The sequence below is a fragment of the Parapedobacter sp. GCM10030251 genome (assembly GCF_042666505.1).
Lineage (GTDB): Bacteria > Bacteroidota > Bacteroidia > Sphingobacteriales > Sphingobacteriaceae > Parapedobacter.
Genome location: NZ_JBHTDN010000004.1, coordinates 83612 through 101909 on the forward strand (window position 1 = coordinate 83612; position 18298 = coordinate 101909).

At 48.5% G+C, this 18298-nt stretch carries 13 protein-coding genes; 12 read left to right on the top strand and 1 reads right to left on the bottom strand.

Annotated features, from left to right (window positions below):
- The first annotated feature begins 64 nt into the window (after nucleotides 1-64).
- From ACFQRK_RS12550 to ACFQRK_RS12560, 3 genes are read left to right on the top strand one after another with little or no spacing between them, the layout of a single operon-like run.
- Nucleotides 65-1279: a serine hydrolase domain-containing protein gene (locus ACFQRK_RS12550; RefSeq protein WP_379007138.1), complete on the top strand. Its 1215-nt coding sequence runs from the start codon at nucleotides 65-67 to the stop codon at nucleotides 1277-1279.
- Between the two features lie 29 nt (nucleotides 1280-1308).
- On the top strand, nucleotides 1309-1674 hold the full coding sequence (locus tag ACFQRK_RS12555; RefSeq protein ID WP_379007140.1) for a CoA-binding protein: 366 nt from the start codon (nucleotides 1309-1311) through the stop codon (nucleotides 1672-1674).
- A 58-nt stretch (nucleotides 1675-1732) separates the two neighbouring features.
- Nucleotides 1733-2770, top strand: coding sequence for a LacI family DNA-binding transcriptional regulator (locus ACFQRK_RS12560; RefSeq protein ID WP_379007142.1), 1038 nt, complete (start codon nucleotides 1733-1735; stop codon nucleotides 2768-2770).
- A gap of 2 nt (nucleotides 2771-2772) precedes the next feature.
- On the opposite strand, the gene ACFQRK_RS12565 is transcribed toward ACFQRK_RS12560, so the two are convergent.
- Entirely contained in the window at nucleotides 2773-3804 is a 1032-nt protein-coding gene (locus tag ACFQRK_RS12565) for a LacI family DNA-binding transcriptional regulator (protein WP_379007144.1), read from the bottom strand.
- 283 nt (nucleotides 3805-4087) lie between these two features.
- Here ACFQRK_RS12565 and ACFQRK_RS12570 point away from each other — a divergent pair, with 283 nt between their 5' ends.
- The 9 genes from ACFQRK_RS12570 (at nucleotide 4088) to ACFQRK_RS12610 (ending at nucleotide 18263) form a co-directional block, all read left to right on the top strand.
- Nucleotides 4088-7189 (top strand): SusC/RagA family TonB-linked outer membrane protein, encoded by a 3102-nt coding sequence (locus ACFQRK_RS12570; RefSeq protein WP_379007146.1) that lies wholly within the window; start codon nucleotides 4088-4090, stop codon nucleotides 7187-7189.
- A 22-nt stretch (nucleotides 7190-7211) separates the two neighbouring features.
- Nucleotides 7212-8789, top strand: coding sequence for a RagB/SusD family nutrient uptake outer membrane protein (locus tag ACFQRK_RS12575; protein WP_379007147.1), 1578 nt, complete (start codon nucleotides 7212-7214; stop codon nucleotides 8787-8789).
- Nucleotides 8790-8792: 3 nt separating this feature from the next.
- Nucleotides 8793-10340 carry a glycerophosphodiester phosphodiesterase family protein gene (locus tag ACFQRK_RS12580; RefSeq protein WP_379007148.1) on the top strand — a complete coding sequence of 516 codons (1548 nt, stop codon included), beginning with the start codon at nucleotides 8793-8795 and terminating at the stop codon, nucleotides 10338-10340.
- Nucleotides 10341-10805: 465 nt separating this feature from the next.
- Nucleotides 10806-11207 carry a carboxypeptidase regulatory-like domain-containing protein gene (locus ACFQRK_RS12585; protein WP_379007151.1) on the top strand — a complete coding sequence of 134 codons (402 nt, stop codon included), beginning with the start codon at nucleotides 10806-10808 and terminating at the stop codon, nucleotides 11205-11207.
- Nucleotides 11155-11634: a hypothetical protein gene (locus tag ACFQRK_RS12590; protein ID WP_379007154.1), complete on the top strand. Its 480-nt coding sequence runs from the start codon at nucleotides 11155-11157 to the stop codon at nucleotides 11632-11634. The genes ACFQRK_RS12585 and ACFQRK_RS12590 overlap by 53 nt, the downstream gene beginning before the upstream one ends.
- Nucleotides 11635-11664: 30 nt before the next feature.
- A complete protein-coding gene (locus ACFQRK_RS12595; RefSeq protein WP_379007156.1) occupies nucleotides 11665-12957 on the top strand; it encodes a C10 family peptidase in 1293 nt (430 codons plus the stop codon).
- 89 nt (nucleotides 12958-13046) lie between these two features.
- Nucleotides 13047-13472: an endonuclease/exonuclease/phosphatase family protein gene (locus tag ACFQRK_RS12600; RefSeq protein WP_379007158.1), complete on the top strand. Its 426-nt coding sequence runs from the start codon at nucleotides 13047-13049 to the stop codon at nucleotides 13470-13472.
- Between the two features lie 31 nt (nucleotides 13473-13503).
- Nucleotides 13504-16488, top strand: a complete 2985-nt coding sequence (locus ACFQRK_RS12605; protein WP_379007160.1) for a SusC/RagA family TonB-linked outer membrane protein — start codon at nucleotides 13504-13506, stop codon at nucleotides 16486-16488.
- 11 nt (nucleotides 16489-16499) lie between these two features.
- Entirely contained in the window at nucleotides 16500-18263 is a 1764-nt protein-coding gene (locus tag ACFQRK_RS12610; protein ID WP_379007163.1) for a RagB/SusD family nutrient uptake outer membrane protein, read from the top strand.
- The last annotated feature ends 35 nt before the right edge of the window (nucleotides 18264-18298 follow it).

Consider the following 18298-nt stretch of genomic DNA (forward strand, 5'->3'; position numbering starts at 1 on the left):
TGGAGTAACGTTAATTAAACAAAAAGTTTGCGGTTGCAAGTCAATTGCAATACTTTAGCGCGCTATGACGATTATTGCGAAGCCGTTGTTCAAGAACTTTATTTTTATTGCTCTACTCGCCGCCCTGATGGGCGCTTCATGCACATCCTCGGAAAAGAAGCGAGCCAAAGCCGAACGCAAGCAACAGGAAAAAGACAGCTTGATGCTGGCGTATGACGCTGCCGAAGCGGATCAGCGTTTGGATGCATTTATGCAGCGATTGCATAGTCGCTCGGGCTTCAACGGTAACGTGCTCATTGCCAAAAAAGGCAAAATCCTCTATCAAAACACCTTTGGTTGGGCTAATTACCTAAGGAAGGATAGCCTCAAAATCACCTCGCAGTTTGAACTGGCCTCGGTTTCCAAACCACTTACCGCCACGGGCATACTTAAACTTTGGGAAGAAGGCAAAATCAGGCTCGACCAAACGGTCGATGAGTTCTTTCCAGATTTCCCGTATCCCGGCGTTACCATTAAGTTGTTGCTTACCCACCGCTCGGGGTTGATGAATTACCTATATTTCACGGATAAAAAAGAGATATGGCCAGATAGACGGAAGGGCATGTCCAATAAAGAGGTGATGAATTTGTTAGCTACGCATAAACCGGATAAGTATGCCAACCCGGATGTACGTTTTTTTTACAACAATACCAATTATATGGTCCTCGCCGCGATCATAGAAAAAGTAACCGGCCAGGATTTTGCGGTATACATGCAGGAGGAAGTATTTGCTCCGGCAGGTATGAAAAACACAGCGGTTTATTCGACTGCGGTTTATGAAAAAATTCCACCGGGGGTAGCCGTAGGGCATGACAAGGTATGGCGGCGTTCAGTGGTGCAGAATTTTCAGGATGGTCCGGTGGGCGACAAAGGGATTTACAGTACGGTGCAGGATCTGTTTTTGTTCGATCGCGCCCTTCGGGATGGGCGGCTGCTGAAACCGGAAACACTCGATTCTGCCTATGCCGGATACAGTACGCCGAAGAAGGAGTTGTTTAACTACGGCTACGGATGGCGTACGTTCGATCCGGGAAACCATAAAGTCGTATACCACACGGGATGGTGGCATGGCTTCCGCAATCTGTATATCCGCGACCTGAAGGAAGATATTACCATTGTGTTACTGACGAATCTTGCCAATGGTAGTTTGCTTCATCTCGATGAACTGTATCAAATCCTCGGCATGCCGGTTATCCGCCAGGCTGCCTATTCCGCGGAAGGCGAGTTCATGGCGAATTGATAAGGCAATATTTCGTACCTTTGTTATAAATGGAACGGAAAAAAACACTGGTTCTGGGTGCAACGGACAATCCGGGCCGTTACGCCTATCTGGCGGCGAATCGTTTGGTGGCGGCCGGACACGAAATCGTAAATATTGGTATAAAAAAGGGAGAAGTAGCGGGTGTCCCTATTCGGCCTGCAAGCGATATACCCACTGATATCCATACGGTCACACTCTATATCGGCCCCCAGCGGCAACCTCAATATTATGACTATATCCTTCATGCGAAGCCCCAGCGTGTAATTTTCAATCCAGGGACTGAAAATCCGGAATTGAAGGCGTTGGTCGAACAGCAAGGCATTGAAGCGTTGGAAGCCTGTACGTTGGTCTTATTGAGTACGGGACAATATTAGTTAGCTGTTTGCATTTTCGGGAAAAATACTGTTGTTTTGGACTTACGGCTTTTACGTCATGACACCAAGAAAACCGAAGTCTGAAAACAGCATAGTTGATATCGCCAAGGCACTGGGCATATCGCCGGCAACCGTCTCGCGTGCACTGAATAATAATTTGCGTATCAGTGAGGCCACACGCAAGCGCGTAAAGGAGAAAGCCATGGAAATGGGCTATCGGCATAACAGCATGGCTTCCTCGCTCCGCAATCGGCGCTCGAATACAATCGGGTTGATCGTCCCCCGAATTTCGATGTACTTCCACGCGTTTTTTATCACCTCGTTGCAGCGGCAATTGCAGGCCGCCGGGTACAACCTGATGATCTGTCAGTCCAATGATTCGGTAAAATTGGAAAGAGAACTGGCAAATTCCCTGTATTCCGCGCGTGTGGACGCATTGGTTGTGTCGCTTACCCTGTATACCGAAGATATTTCACATTTCGAAGGGTTCCTGAAGCAGGGCATTCCCCTCGTGTTTTACGATCGCGTCCCATCCGAGGGAACGCCATCGTACATTATTAAAGGCGATGACTATCGCGGGGGGCTGTTAGCCGGCAATCACTTAATCGGGGCAGGCTGTCAGCGGATCGCCTACATCAGCGGTCCCTTGTCCTGTAGCATTTATCATGAACGTACACGTGGTTTCATGGACGCATTGGCTAAACACGGAGCCAGTCTGCGTGAAGAATGGGTGTATCACCATGAGCTGACAATGGAAAATGCCTGGAACAGTTTGCGTAAGCTGTTTGACGGCGAAAATGTACCCGACGGCCTGTTCGCGGCAAATGATACCACGGCGATTGCGGCCGTAGAATTTGCGCGGGAACGTGCTATCCGGATTCCCGAGGACCTTCGGATCATTGGTTATTCCAACGACCCGAGAACATCCATCATCTCGCCGTCGATTACATCCATTGAGCAGTATCCACATGAGATGGCTGACAAAGTCGCTGAAACGTTGATCGGTGCTTTGCAGCATCCTGCTTCCGGCCCCATTACCCCGATCGGCGATCCGGTGGTTTGCCCGGTAGATCTGGTGAGACGCATGACTACCTAACTTCAGCTCAGCGATAAGGATGATTCGCGGATAACTAATTCAGGCTTCAATATTTCATACCGGAAGCGCTCCCCCAGCGCCTTACCGGCAAAGTGATCGAGCAGGATTTTAGCAGAAAGCATTCCCAACTCATAAACGGGCTGCCAAACGGTAGAGAGCGGTGGAAAATAGTATTGTGCATAGGATTCGTCGTCAAAGCCTACTACGGAAATGTCTTCCGGTATCCGGTATCCGTTTTCACGGATGACACGCATGGCACCGATGGCGACGGCATCATTAACGGCAAAGAGGGCATCCAGTTTTTTGTTGCGCGCGACAAGTTGCACGAACGCATCCACGCCGTAATCCGAAGAAAAGCCATCGCTGTAAACGATTAGTTCGGACCGGATCGGTATGTTGTTGTCATAATGCGCATTCAGGTAGCCATCGAGGCGTTGCTTAAAAGTCGGGAAGGCAATGGGACCTGCAATGTGAGCAATATTATGCCGGCCGGTTTTAATGAGGTATTCCACGGCTTGATAAGCCCCGTCATAACTATCTACAAGTACCTTATCCGCTTTATAGTGCGGGCAATCGCGATCGAAGATGACGAGCGGAATTCCGGCGCTTTTCAGTCGATCAAAATGATCAAATGTTTTTGTGCGGAAAGTCGGAGAAATCAACACCCCGTCCACACGAAGCAGGGCCATATCCTGCAATAATTTTTTTTCCTCTTCAAACGACTCGTTGGATTGGCAGATCAATAACTTATACCCTGCAGAAGAAACCATATCCTGCACACCGCTGATGACCGTAGCAAAGAAGTAGCTAGTAATCTCCGGTACCACAATGCCGATAATGCCGGTTCTTTTGTTAAGCAAGCTTAATGCGAGCAGGTTAGGTTGATAACTGTACTTTTCGGCCAGTGCCAATACATTCTTTTTGGTCTCCGCACTGATTGAAGGATGGTTGTGAAGTGCTCGGGAGACTGTAGAGGGGGATACACCCAGTTGTTTCGCGATGTCAATGATGGTCGTCTGGCGGTTTTTCTGCATTTGGGGTTATTAATTGGTCGTCGAATCGTTACGATGTCCCTAAGTTCGTCAAGATATACCGTATAACCAAATGCGGGCATGCCTTTACGCAAACCTTTGCGTTTGTAGGACGAGAGAACCCCTTGATTTATTGCATGAAAAGCGATTAGTTTGCTATGCAATTATAAGTTTAAAGAAATAGCAATTTCGTAGTGGGCTAACCGTAACATGGAGTTAATCCAAAGTTTTAATGCCGTATGTATACTTGTCGCGGAAAGTAGTCCGCTTAATTAAAATCGTTAATATGAGGAAAGTTTATCTTTTAAAGCTATCGGTGCTGTTGATATTCGCTGCGCTGTACAGCAGCGTATATGCACAAGGTACGGTAACGGGCAGGGTTACGGACCAAAGCTCGGGCGAGCCGTTGGCAGGTGCCACGGTGACTGAAAAGCAATCGAATAGGTCGACCATGACCGACGCACAGGGTGCGTACAGCATCCAGGTGTCGGCAAACGCCGTACTGATATTTTCTTATGTAGGGTTTCCCTCCGTGGAAGAATATGTGGCCGGACGGGCGACCGTCGACGTGCAGTTGGGGGGAGAAGCCAGCGTGCTGGATGAAGTCGTAGCGATTGGATACGCGGTAAACCGGAAACAAGACTTGTCTGTGGCAGTGTCGTCCATCAACGTTGGCGAACGGTTCAAAGGGCGTCCAGCCACATTGGGTAACATTTTGCAGGGCGAGATGCCCGGTGTGCGCGTACAACAAAGCGGCGACCCGCGTTCTACCGGTGATATCAGCATACGTGGGCGGGGTAACCGCTCCGGCGATGGGGTATTGTATGTCGTTGATGGCGTACCCAATGCACCTTACAATCCGGCCGATATTGAATCGGTCACTGTATTGAAAGATGCGGCTTCTTCTGCCATATACGGTGCTTATGCCGGTTCGGGTGGCGTAATTGTCATCACAACCAAGAAAGCTCGGGCAGGCGAGGTGCGCGTGGATGTCAATGCGTGGAACGGTGTACAGCAGGCTTGGCGGACGCCGGAAGTACTTTCTGCAGAAGATTTCAACCGATTGTGGAAAGACGCATCGATGGCAGCGGGAAGAAACCTCCCGCCGGTTTATGACCCCGCGCAATTTTCCTATGGCAATGTAACCCGTACCGATTGGGTCGACGAGATTTTTCGATCGGGCCGCATGCAACATTATGACGTGACCCTCAGCGGAGGAACCGAATCACTGAATGCCCTGGCATCACTTGCTTATGACGACATAGAAGGTACGTTGTTAAACACGTGGAATAAAAACCTGACGGCACGGCTGAACCTCGGTTTCAAAATCAATAAATGGGTAAGCTTGAATCAGAGTTTACTTTACGGATACAGCAACGGGCAAAGTGAAATCGGATCAGGTCATACCGGTGCGGTATTCAGCGCCATGGCGTACCCACGCTTCAATGAAATGTATGAATACGACGACTTGGGCAATCGACTCCCGAGTGGGACGGTTCCGCGGTGGGCCCTGGCTGAAGGATTCAGTGTGGAAGCCGATCTGCTGAACCCGGTTACCCAATTGCTTAACACGCGGCAGCACAATCCCACTAACCGGGTGTTTTCGCTATCCTCATTGAGCATAAAACCCATAGATGGATTGGAATTTAAGTCGGATTTTTCATACAACACTTCTAGTTTCCGTGGGGAAACCTTCACGGGAAGATTCACTGCCCCGGGAAGGACCATCGACGAAAATTACCACAACATCGGTTCGTCATTGGACAAGAACTGGAACTGGGAAAATATTCTTTCGTATTCGAAAACGTTTAATGGAAAGCATTATGTGTCTGCTTTAGGGGCCTTTACGATGAATTATTCCACGGGGCGGAGCCACAATGTATACACCCGCGGCTACCAGTTCGAATATCCGCACTATGTGGTGTTTGAAAACGCATCTGACTGGAGTTCTGACAGGCCGGGCGAATCTATCTGGGAGGAATCCATCATCTCGCATTTGGCCCGGTTCTCCTATTCATACGACGATCGTTATTTTATCACCGGAAGTGTAAGGCGGGACGCTTCTTCCAAGCTGAACCCCGATGATAATTCCGATATATTCCCCGCAGCATCCTTGGCATGGAAGGTCACTTCTGAACCCTTTATGCCACAGAGCGACGCATTGAGTTTCCTTAAACTCCGTGTTAGCTGGGGGCAAGTGGGCAATGTCCGATCGGTTCGTAGGTTCATTTATGCACCGCCTTATCGGCTAGGAGATTATGGTTTGTTCCTCGGAGAAAACTCCGATAGACGAGTGTTTGGCCTCTATCAAAATACCATCCCGAATCCGGACTTGAAATGGGAACGCGCTGAACAGGCGAATTTTGGGATCGATATTGGTTTTTTCAATGATAAACTCAATTTGACCGCTGATTATTTCAATAAGAAGACCAACGACCTGATCGAGCCGTTGCCAGTACCATCCGTAGCAGGTGTGGCCTCCCCTCCGGAAATCAATATCGGGCAGGTTGAGAATAAGGGATTTGAATTTTCATTGGCCTACAATCAGCAGTTCGGTGATCTAGGGCTGGATTTCCGGGGAAATCTGGGAACTGTGAAGAATAAAGTGCTTAATTTGGGCAAGCGAACGATTGTGCCGCATTCCGAGGGTGTAAACTCGATGCAGCCCTTGCAATCGGTCGTGGGGCAGCCTTGGTACTCGTATTACCTGATCGAAGCCGATGGAATTTTCAAGACGCAGGAAGAGATAAACAACTACACCCATACCCATACCGAAACGGGCGAAACATCGTTAATCCAGCCCGCAGCGAAACCGGGAGATATCCGTTTCGTGGATTTCAATAATGATGGTATCATCAACGATGGCGACCGGCAATACATGGGCGCCTATGATTATCCTGATTTTTCGTATGGGTTTACACTGGGAGCCACGTGGAAAGGGTTCGGTCTGAGCCTATTTTGGCAGGGGGTTTCCGGCGTAAATGTATTCAATGGTGTACGGGCCATGTCTTCCTCCGGATTGAAAGGTTGGAATATGACCACAGACATCCTGCAATCATTTGAATACAATCCTAATTCCGGAGTACCGAGGTTGTCTTTTATCGATGATCCGAATGGCAACTATTCAAAAGTATCCTCCTATTTCTTAGAAAAAGCAGATTACCTGCGGTTGAAGAATGTGAACCTGTCGTACGCGCTACCCCGTAGTGTAGTCGACCGAATCGGTGGAGTGGGCAAGACCGATATACGGGTGTACGCCAATGCCGAAAACGTGTTGACGATCACCGATTATTCGGCGTTTGACCCCGAAGTAGGCAACTTAGGGATCGATGGCGGTCGGTTTCCCGTATCGCGGATGTTCAGTTTAGGAATTAACGTTTCGTTTTAAGAAGCAAATAGCCGTTTTGAAGATGAAGAAGATCTCAATGATAACGACGATCACACTGGTTGTGTTTACGTCTTGTAACAAATTTCTGGAATTCGAGCCATATGGTCAACCTTCAGACTTAAGTGGTATGTCCGATGAGCAGGCCATGCAAACGGTGTATGCCTTATATGAATGGCAGTACAGAGAAGGAACCACGGGTAGAGGGTTTTTCTGGTATGAGAATGCAAGCGATGATATGGTAACGGGCCGCACGCAGGCAGAGGCGGCCAACATCAAAAACTTTATCGATAACGGGTCTACGTCGCGGGATGTGCGCGACAATTGGCCGCAGATGTACCAAACCATCAATTACGCCAACCGGATACTTGCTGATATTCCGAAGGCAACCGCTATTTCCGACGAAGTACGCAATACCGTATTGGGCAATGCTTACTTCTGGCGTGCGTTTGCCTACCTCTGGCTTGCCCCTTGGTACGGCGACAACGGTCCCAATGGGGGAATACCCATCGTGACAGAAAGTACGCCGACGGAGGAAATCGATGTGCCGCGTCCGGCGTCGGTACTCGAGAATTACCGAATGATTATTGACGATTTGGAAAAGGCGTCGGGATACCTGCCTTTTTTCGAGGATATTCCCAAAAGCGACTGGGGACTGACTCACAAAACTGCGGCATGGGGTTTCGCGGCAAGGGCAGCGCTATATGCGGCACAGTACGATGCGTCGTTTTACGATATTGCGATCGCCTATGCCGACAAGGTGATCAATTCGCAGAAACACCGGCTGCTGGACAAGTACGCCGATGTGTTTGAAATCGAAAACAACTGGAGTCCTGAGTATATACTCAGTGTAACGAGCAATGAGATCGATGGTTCGAAATGGCCAGGCATTTCCTTCCAAAACGCTGGTTTTGGCTACTACAACACATGGGGATATTTTCAGCCAACACTGGAATTATACAACGCATTTGAGGAAGGGGATGAACGCCGGGCCGCTACCATTGTGGCACCCGGTGATCATGTTTCATTCATTGGCAATGATATTATTTGGCAAGTGAACCCGTCCTCCACTTCGAGCCCGACCGGAATGACCTTACGGAAGTACCTGGCGCCGTTCCGGGATGCTGACGCCATCGGCAAAACCGTGAATCCGGATGGGAACAACATGACCACGGACCTCAACATCTCATTGATGCGGTATGCAGAGATCCTACTCATTAAGGCCGAAGCATTGATCTGGAAAAATGGTGAGGGAGATCCCGTGGCGAAAGGGCTGATGGACGACGTCCGGGAGCGGGCCGGACTGGAACGCAATAGCCAAGCGACAAAGGCACAACTGAAGAATGAACGGCGTGTGGAATTTGCCTTTGAGTGGGGTACGTGGCGCCACCTTGACCTTGTTCGCTGGGGTGATGCTCAGGCGACGTATGCACAGCCACTGCATGGATTTAAGGTAAATCTTGCAGGGGGAGCTATCTCCTCCTTGGAAGAAATAGAAGTGTGGCCTGCACGTCAGTTCGACCCCACGGTACACCATGTATTTGCCATTCCGGTGCGCGAAGTTGCCAGTAGTGAAAACCTGAAACAAAATAAAGGGTATTAACCGATGAATACCATGCGCTTTCTCGGATGCGTCGGATTGCTGTTCGCTTGTTCTGCACCACTGCTTCTGGCTGCCCAACACGGACGTGTCTTGATACACGCGCACAACGATTACGAACAACCGATGCCGTTTTACCAAGCCTATGACCAACAGGCATATACCATTGAAGCAGATGTGTTTGCCACGGCGGATGGTCGCTTATTGGTAGGGCATGATCTGGAGGATTTGCAACCTCACCGTACGTTAGAATCCTTATACATCAAGCCTATTGTAGCTGTGTTTGCTTCCAATGGCGGACGGGCCTGGACAGCTTCGGACAGCCGGTTTGTGCTGCTCATCGATTTGAAAACGCCAGCGGCGAGCACCCTGCGTCCTATCGTAGACCTCATTGCCAGGCATCCAGAGGTGTTCGATGCGACGGTTAATCCCTATGCAGTAACGGTCGTTATTTCCGGTGATATGCCGCCTCCGGCATCGTTTGATGATTTCCCCCGTTTTATCCAGTTTGATGGGCGGCTCAATACGGGGTATACCTCCCATCAATTGGAGCGGGTGGCGTTCATCAGTGCACCATTCTCCAGCTATGCTAGCTGGAACGGAAAAGGGGCCTTGGTCGGCAAAGAGAAAAAGCAGGTGGCCGACGCCATCGAGAAAGCCCATGGATTGGGTAAGAAAATCCGGTTTTGGGGCACTCCCGACGGACCTACCGCTTGGAGTACACTGCATACGATGGGAGTTGATATTATCAATACCGATCAGATCGAACGTTGTACCGAGTTTTTTTCAGGTTTCGACATTCGCCAAACGCATGGTCAATCGGATCGACGTTTTGGAGATTTCCGGCTTATTGCCCACCGTGGGGGCGTCGTGGACGAGAACACAGCTGAAAACAGTTTACAGGCTTTGGAAAAAGCCATCCGCCGTGGATACTGTCGGGTAGAAATTGATGTGCGTATGAGTAAGGACAGCGTCTTTGTGGCGCACCACGATCGTACTTTTCTTCGATACTACGGGATCGATACGCCTGTAACCGAAATGACATGGCCGGCTATGCGCAGACTCAAAGGTGATCGGGATAATCGGGTACACCGCTTAGAAGAAATTTTATCGAAAGCCAGTGGGCGTATAGGTGTAATGATCGACCTCAAAATACCGGGCAATGACACCGTCTTGCACGGCAGGCTCCTGCGAATGCTGGTTACGTATGGCTTGCTGGCCGATGCCATGATGATAGGTACCGATGAATCGACTGACTTCTATCGTGGCAAGATTTCGCTGAGCTGTACGCGGCGGCAATTGGAAGCCAATCGGAAACGGAGTGACTTTAACGCATCTGATTATTACTTGTTTTCAAACGACATCAGTGCGGACGATGTCCGGTGGGCCGGACGTCACGGCATTGCGGTAGTAGGTGCGGTCAACGCATGGACACAGCAAGGCGATGTGTTGGGTAAAGGCGCGACATCCATTAAGAACCTCTCGGACGCGGGAGTTCGTACCTTTCAGATTGATAGCATGTTTGATGTATTTTTTCCTGATGAAGTAAAATAACACCGCTAGCAATTATCGCGCAAACCTTTGCGTTGAGATAACTGCTCAATTGCTTGATTTATTGGGGGCAAACCAATTAGCTTTGTTAGTACAATTATAGATGATAAAAAGATATTGGCCGGTTCAGTCAGTTAAACTAAACGTAACTCAGGTTTAATCACCAGTTTTTGTATACGCGGTATCATTGTGTATGCATCTAGGTCATATCATTTCTTTCGATAGATAACGGTATATGCCAATAAGTTTCAAGTTCATTAGTAAAGAGGAGGGCAAAAGATTGTGATCTGTTGATAAAAAGCGAACAGGTACGGCATAGTGACGTACCTGCTCAGGGTGTGGGAAAGCAGATAGACTGGACATCTGAGACTGTAATCCCTCTATGAGTAATACAATAGGTATCACCATGCCTTCAAAGATAAAGAAAAGAATGAATCTGACTCTTTTGAAGGCAAAAATTCGTGTATAATGAATCGTTTATTAGTAGGTAAATGGTATGTAAGAATAGCTTTACTTTATCTTATCATCTTTATAAATGGACCTTGGCTGCACGCGTTAGCCACTCCTAATACCCTTCAACAAAGGGGCCGCATCGTGGGCCGGGTAACGGATGTGCAGGGAGCACCGCTTTCGGGAGCGAGCGTGCGTATCGCGGGCGGGCAACGAAGTGTGGCCACGGATGACGAAGGCCGATTTTCACTTACGGTGACGCCGGGCGAGCACATCGTTGAGGTTTCTTACATCTCATACGGCACGAAGCAACAGACCGTAGCCGTTCGCGAGGGAGCAAATAATTTGTTCATCAAATACCAATATCATGATAGGAATATCTTACCTATTCGTAATGAGTTTTATTTTTCTTGCCTTTAGTTGCGAGAACGATGCCAAGTTAATTGTAGTCGATGCAACTGTAGATATTTTAGTTCTCGACCCAAGGGCGAACAATATTTTAGAAATGGACAATTTCAAAGAAGAAAATATTAAAATTTATTATCTAGTAAATGGAAAAAAGGAACTTTTTAATCGGCCAAACTTAGATTATCCTAAGGGATATGCCATACTAAAGAACCAGAAAGAACAATTAATATTAAGAGTTTTCCTGAATTCAGATTTAGAAGCACCATTTACGTTTATCGATTACGGTGATTCAGATATTGATACTATTAAAAGCGAGTTCCATCGGAATGGACAATCAGTTATTAGTATAAAGATCTGGTATAATGATCAGTTGAAGTGGGAATCAGGGAATGAGGATTTTTCAGAATTAAGAACTTTTTCAATTACAAAGACTTTGTAAATAATTCGCTAACTGTTAAATAATTAAATTATGAAAGCAAAGATTTCAGTTTATGTTCTTCTCGCGACTTATGTATTTAGTGCATGCGAAAAGTCAGAATTTAGAACACCAAATGTTGACATTGGTGAAATTCATAACCATTTGGTTACTCTGGAGCAAGCACAGAAAGTTGCAGTTTTGGATGCTATGTTCCGCCCAAAATTAAAATCTGGAGAGAACACAATAACACTTTCTATGGATATCGATCCTAGTACTCTCAAATCTTCAAAAAACATTGAAAGTTTCCTCAGTGTCAATTTTCAACAGAAAGATCCTAGTCTTTACATTTTCAACTTTGAGGAAGGTGGCTTTAGTATTGTTTCCGGTGATGACCGCTTGGCTCCTATTTTGGCTTATTCGGATACAGGAACATTTCCAATAGATTCTAATTTATCTTATCCAGCTGGATTGATTGGATGGCTCTCAACTACAAATGAAATAGTGAAGGTCGTTAGGAACGAAAAGCTTAGCCAAGCTGAACAGATAAAAGCCGAATGGGAAGCAATGAATTTTCGTTCAGACATAGTTATGGGTACTAATTCTTATCAGCCACCCCCCGAATGTACTTATGATGGTCAAATTCATTATTTTTCTGAATCCCATGGCCCGTTTCTTTCTACTACTTGGGCGCAAGGCGTCGGTTACAACAATGCATTAACAAATATGGGATGCTCATCGTATTCAAATGGCAGGCCTCCCACGGGATGCGTCGCAACGGCTGTTGCACAGGTGATGAAATACCATCAACATCCAACTTCATATAACTGGGCATTAATGCCTAATAATACAGGAAGCTCTACAACAGCAACCTTGATGGCAAATATTGGCACTGCAGTTTCGATGGATTACGATTGTAATGGGTCAGGAACTCAAACTTCAATAGCGGCGACAGCTCTAAAAAACACCTTCGGCTATACATCTGCAGTGTGGAATAGTACTTATACTCCCCATGTTGTTTTTAATAATATAAGGGAGGGCAGACCGGTGATTTTAAGCGGTGGCCGTAAAGATAAATGGTGGTTTTTCAATGTTTACGCAGATGGGCACGCTTGGGTTGCTGATGGTTATAATGGTGGTGGGCAGGAAATTTGTCATAAATGGGAGGACGATGGAGATCCGTATACAACTGAATATGAATGGCTCCCAAACGGTTTCTTTAATCGTTTGCATATAAATTGGGGATGGGGAGGAACTTACGACGGGTATTACGACGCAAATGGATTTAACCCGGGATCAAATACTTTTAATTATAAAAACGGGATGATTGTATCTATTATACCTTAGTTCAATGTTCCGTATGAGATTATTTAAGATTTGAACAAAACAGGCCATCTCAAATAGTGAGGTGAACCCCAAAAGTTTTTGTCTAACTTTTGGGGTCTCACTTCACAACAATACCGGAAAAAGAATTTTATGTATTCAACGTGCATTTCGATCACCAAGGGGTGGTTGCTCGCCAGGAATCGGGAAAACTGATGGTAGCGAAAATCAAGGAAATCGCGAAGGATGCCCCGGTGATCTGTACCGGGGATTTTAATTCAACACCGGAGACCGAACAGATCAAAGGGATGTCAGCCCTGTTGCACGACGCGTATTCGATAACCAAACAGCCACCGTACGGTCCGGTTGGTACCACCAATGCGTTCCGGTTTACCGCCCCGATGAAGAACCGCATCGACTACGTGTTTGTAAGTAGGCAGTTTGAGGTGTTAAAATATGCGGTGTTGACCGATGCAAAAAGCCAACGGTATCCCTCGGACCATTTGCCGGTAGTGGCTGATGTCTGTTTTGTCGAATAGTATACGTGCGACTTTTAAAGATAAACCTGATATGAAAAAGCAAATCTTCCTAATTGCGGCTCTGCTATGGTTTTCGTGGGGTGGCTTTTTGTGGGCCAACGAGCAAAGACCCATCAACGGCGTGGTGGTCAGCGCCGATGGCGCACCGGTAGCGGGGGCTACCGTAAAATCACTTTCCACCAATCGTGCGACGACGACCAACGATCGCGGTGAATTCACATTGGATGCCGGCGAAGGCGAAAAGCTAACGGTATCCTACGTAGGCTACGTGACGCAGGAGGTTGCCGTATCCGGTGTGTCCTTGCGTATCACGCTGGCCGAAGCCAGCAATTCGCTTGATGAAATTGTGGTGGTCGGTTACGGCAGCCAAGCGAGATCCGACGTGACGGGCGCATTGACCCAGTTGAAAGGGGAAACCCTCAAGCAAGGGGTGAGTGTGTCGGTCGATAATCTGCTCCAGGGTAAAGTATCGGGAGTGCGCATCGCCCAATCGAGCGGTGAACCCGGAGCGGGCATTGATGTATTCATCCGGGGTGTAGGCTCGATCCGCAGTGGCAGCACCCCGCTTTTTGTGGTGGATGGGGTGCCGCTGAGCAATGAGAGCGTAAGCGCAGGCGGGGCCAACTTCGGACTAGGTAGTTCGGAAGCGAAAAACCCGTTGAATTTCCTTAATACAAGTGACATAGAAACCGTAACCGTATTAAAGGACGCCTCCGCGGCTGCCATTTACGGCGCACGCGGATCGAACGGTGTGATCTTGATTACCACCAAGCGGGGGCGGAGCGGCGAACCGACACTCACGTACGACATGTACATCGGATCGTCTTCGGTAATCCGGAAGCTGGATGTGCTATCTGCTGCTGATTACCGGGCTGCACTGCCCGACCCGGCGTATGACCATGGCGGGAATACAGATTGGCAGGATGTAATCCTTCGGAATGCCTTGACACAAAATCACAATGTTTCCTTCTCAAAGGCTACCGAATCGGGCAACTACATGGCTTCGGTATCGTACATGGACCAAGAAGGAATCGTGCAATCAAGCGACTTTAGGCGGACAACCGCGCGCTTGAATGCCGAAGAATCGTTTTTCGATAACGATCGCCTGAAAGTGAAAATGAACCTAACGGCCAGTGATATCGACGAAACAGGCGTTCCGAACGGCAATACGGCGGGATCAGATGGCCAGCTCATCATCCATGCCCTGATGGCCAACCCGACACGGAGTGTGCGCGACGAAAACGGTGAATATACCAACTTCAATATGAATGCGCACTACAACCCAGCTTACCTTTTGCACGTATTTGACGATAAGACCAACACGTTCCGTGTATTGGGCAACGTGGAAGCTACGTTGCGCATTTTGCCGGGCTTGGATTATCGGTTCAACTACGGCATCGACAAATCGACTTCCGAGCGGAGCTCGACGATGTATCCGAATGTTACCGACCGCACACCGTTGGGGGCCTATGTGCAGAATAACCGGTCGTCATTAACCACCTTGCTGGACCATTACCTGACCTACAACGTAAGCGTCGATAAGCATCAAGTGGAGCTCCTCGGCGGGTTTTCCTATCAGCAGTTCAAATTTTCAGGCACATCGTTTGGTATGGAGAACATTGCCAATCAAGGGGAGGGCGTAGCTCCCGAGCATAACCCGGGTTATTCGGGTATTCCCACCAATCCCGGTGGATTTGCTCAGGAGAATGAACTGCAGTCGTTCTTCGGACGTGCGAACTATAATTTTGATGACCGGTATTTAGTGACAGCATCACTCCGTGCCGATGGTTCCACGCGTTTCGGCGAAGACAATAAGTATGGGTATTTTCCCTCCTTTGCGGTGGGTTGGGTGCTCTCACGTGAGGGGTTCCTAAAGGAAATCAGCGGCATCCGCGAATTGAAGTTACGGGCCAGCTGGGGCCAAACCGGCAACCAGGAGGTGCCTAATAAGATTACCCAGGCAAGCTACTCGCTCTCGCCATCATCGGGTTATTACCTCTACGGGGACCTCGCGTTGATTAACGGTACCGACGTGAACCGGACGGCCAACCCGGGACTCAAATGGGAAGTAGTAGAGCAATTTAACATCGGGTTAGATTTCGACTTTTGGAACAGCAAGCTGTATGGCGCGTTGGAATACTATAATAAGACCACCAAGGATCCGATATTAAACATTCCTTCTGAGCCGCTGAGCCCGACCACCACGGTTTGGAAAAATGTAGATGCCCGCTTGGTCAATAAGGGAATAGAATTGACGCTGGGTTCGCAGCTTATCAGCACGCAGGCGTTTAACTGGTCGGTCGACGTGAATGGATCGACATTGTCCAACACGATCGAAGACTTACCGGTTTCCGAACTTTATTCAGGCAGTATTTCCGGTCCGGGTTTGTCTTCGGTGTACGCGAATATCTATAAAAGTGGTTACGAAGCAGGCTCTTTCTTTATGCTGAAACATCTCGGATATGATAGCGAGGGGAAAGATATCTTTGAGGATATAAGCGGTGATGGGGCGATCAATGCAGACGACCGGCAGATTTTCGAAGGCGCGATCCCGAATTTCAACTTCGGCTTAAACAGCCAGATGCGTTACAAACAGCTGGATTTTTCGTTTTCCATCATCGGACAGACCGGCGGATATCTGGTGAACAATACAGCTATCAACTTAAACATCAATAGTTTGGCGTCCGATCGGAATGTGTTGGCCAAGTACTACGATGCAGGAGCCAGTACGACCAACGCCGTGCAATTGTCTTCGCTGTATCTGGAGAAATCCGATTTTATACGGCTCAATAACGTCCGTCTGGGCTATACACTGGCACCGAGAAACTTCGGTTGGTTGCAGTCTGTGAATATCTATGTCAGTGCGCAAAATTTGCTCACGCTGACGGGATACTCCGGATACGACCCGATGGTGAATACGGCCAAGAGCGTGGGCGGAAACCAGTCGTTGGGTGTGGATTATACCACCTATCCCCCGGCAAAGACGTTTATGGTGGGCGCAACGATTAAATTCTAATCCATAGAGACATGACAAGGAAATTAGTTAAATCGAAAAAGTTGGTTTGCACCTTCCTGGCCGTCGTCGTGGCGGGTTGTACAAACCTGGAAGAAAAGGTAATCGACGAGGTGTTGGGTTCGGAAAGTGCTAAGCCCGAGAATGCGTTAGCGGCTGCCTATAACCGGCTCAGCAACGCGACGTTTGTCGATCATGGTAATGTTTTCGCTCTGCAGGAATATTCCACCGACGAGGCGTTGTTGCCGACCCGCGGAAGTGATTGGGGCGACGGCGGCCGGTGGCGCGTTTTCCACGAATTTACATGGAGCCCCAATGAGGGGGTGATTGACGGTACATGGAATAACCTAACCCACGGTATTACGCAATCACTTACTGCCATCGGCACCATAAACGGACAGGAGTTTACAGAAAAAGCACTTTTTCTGGCAGAAGCTAAGGGGCTGTTGGCGTTTTATACATTCCACACCCTCGACCTTTTTGGACAGGCGCCCTACCGGGATCCGTTAACAGCGGATGCACCGTTTCAGGTATTACAGGCCGCCACGGCAATCGATGAGCTGATCCAACAGGTAGAGGCGATCGTGCCCGACTTGGCAAATGTGGGTGAGCAGTCTACCCACAGTGGGCGCTTTACCAAGCAGGCGGCATACGGCCTGTTGGCCGAAATGTACCTGAACCGTGCGGTATTCAAGGATCGTTATGCAACGGATTTCAACTTCAATGCGCAGGCTTTAGATGGCAACGGAACGGATATGGACAAGGTGATCCAGTATACATCGGCACTCATCGGATCGGGTCAGTTTAATCTCGAAAGCAATTATTTCAGGAATTTTGACATCGACAACGCAGGCCGTCCCGAAATGATTTTCGTGGCATCGCAGGACAATAATACATTGCGCGGCAGCGATAACGATTTTGCGTATATGCCCATGGAACGCAATCAAAAACCATCGCCCGCTAACCGGGGAACGAATGCCTCCTGCATCACCCCTGAATTTTACTATTCATGGGAGGGTAACTTTGACGACCCGCGGTTTCACCGGCACTATCAATATGACGACGGTACCTGGTTTATGAACGACGGTACAGATGTGAGCGTGCCGGCTACGAGTATCGTACCCAATAGCGATGGACTGCCATGGTTCCATTTCAATCGGGGGATCATGGCCGGGCAGCAGTATGGCCCAACGCTGCTTCCCAGTGGCGTGTTTGAGATGACCAATGACGGGCGCATTAAGGTGAACAAGCTGTATTGCGAAAAGAATACCACACTTGCCATGGACTTTACGCCCGAACTGGATTTTGACAATCCGGCCCAATCGGTGTTTACCCAAGCACAGATCAATCGCGGTGCGCGCGTATTCAAGTGGGAGTTTGACCCCGAGAATGGAAATGGGACGACGGGAGTGGATGTTCCGCTGTACCGTCTGGGTGGTATCTATTGCATGCGCGCTGAAGCCTATTTCCGGAAAGGACTGATCGATGAAGCATTGGCTGATGTGAACATGCTACGGACCAGCAGGACGCGTGAAGCGCTTTTTGGCAATGCGCCCGGCAAGCCCATCGATGCGTTGGACGAAGAGACGCTTTACAACGAAATCGGCTACGAAATGTACTGGGAGATGAATCGACGTAAACAGATGATCCGATTTGGGAAATTCGAGGATGCCTATACAGCTAAACCGGTGTCTGAACCGTTTAGGCGGATTTATCCCATTCCGCAGGCTACGATGGATGCTTCCGATGCGTTCACTCAAAATGAGGGTTATAATTGATGGTGAATAAGCTGGAGCATGCAAACCTTTGCGTG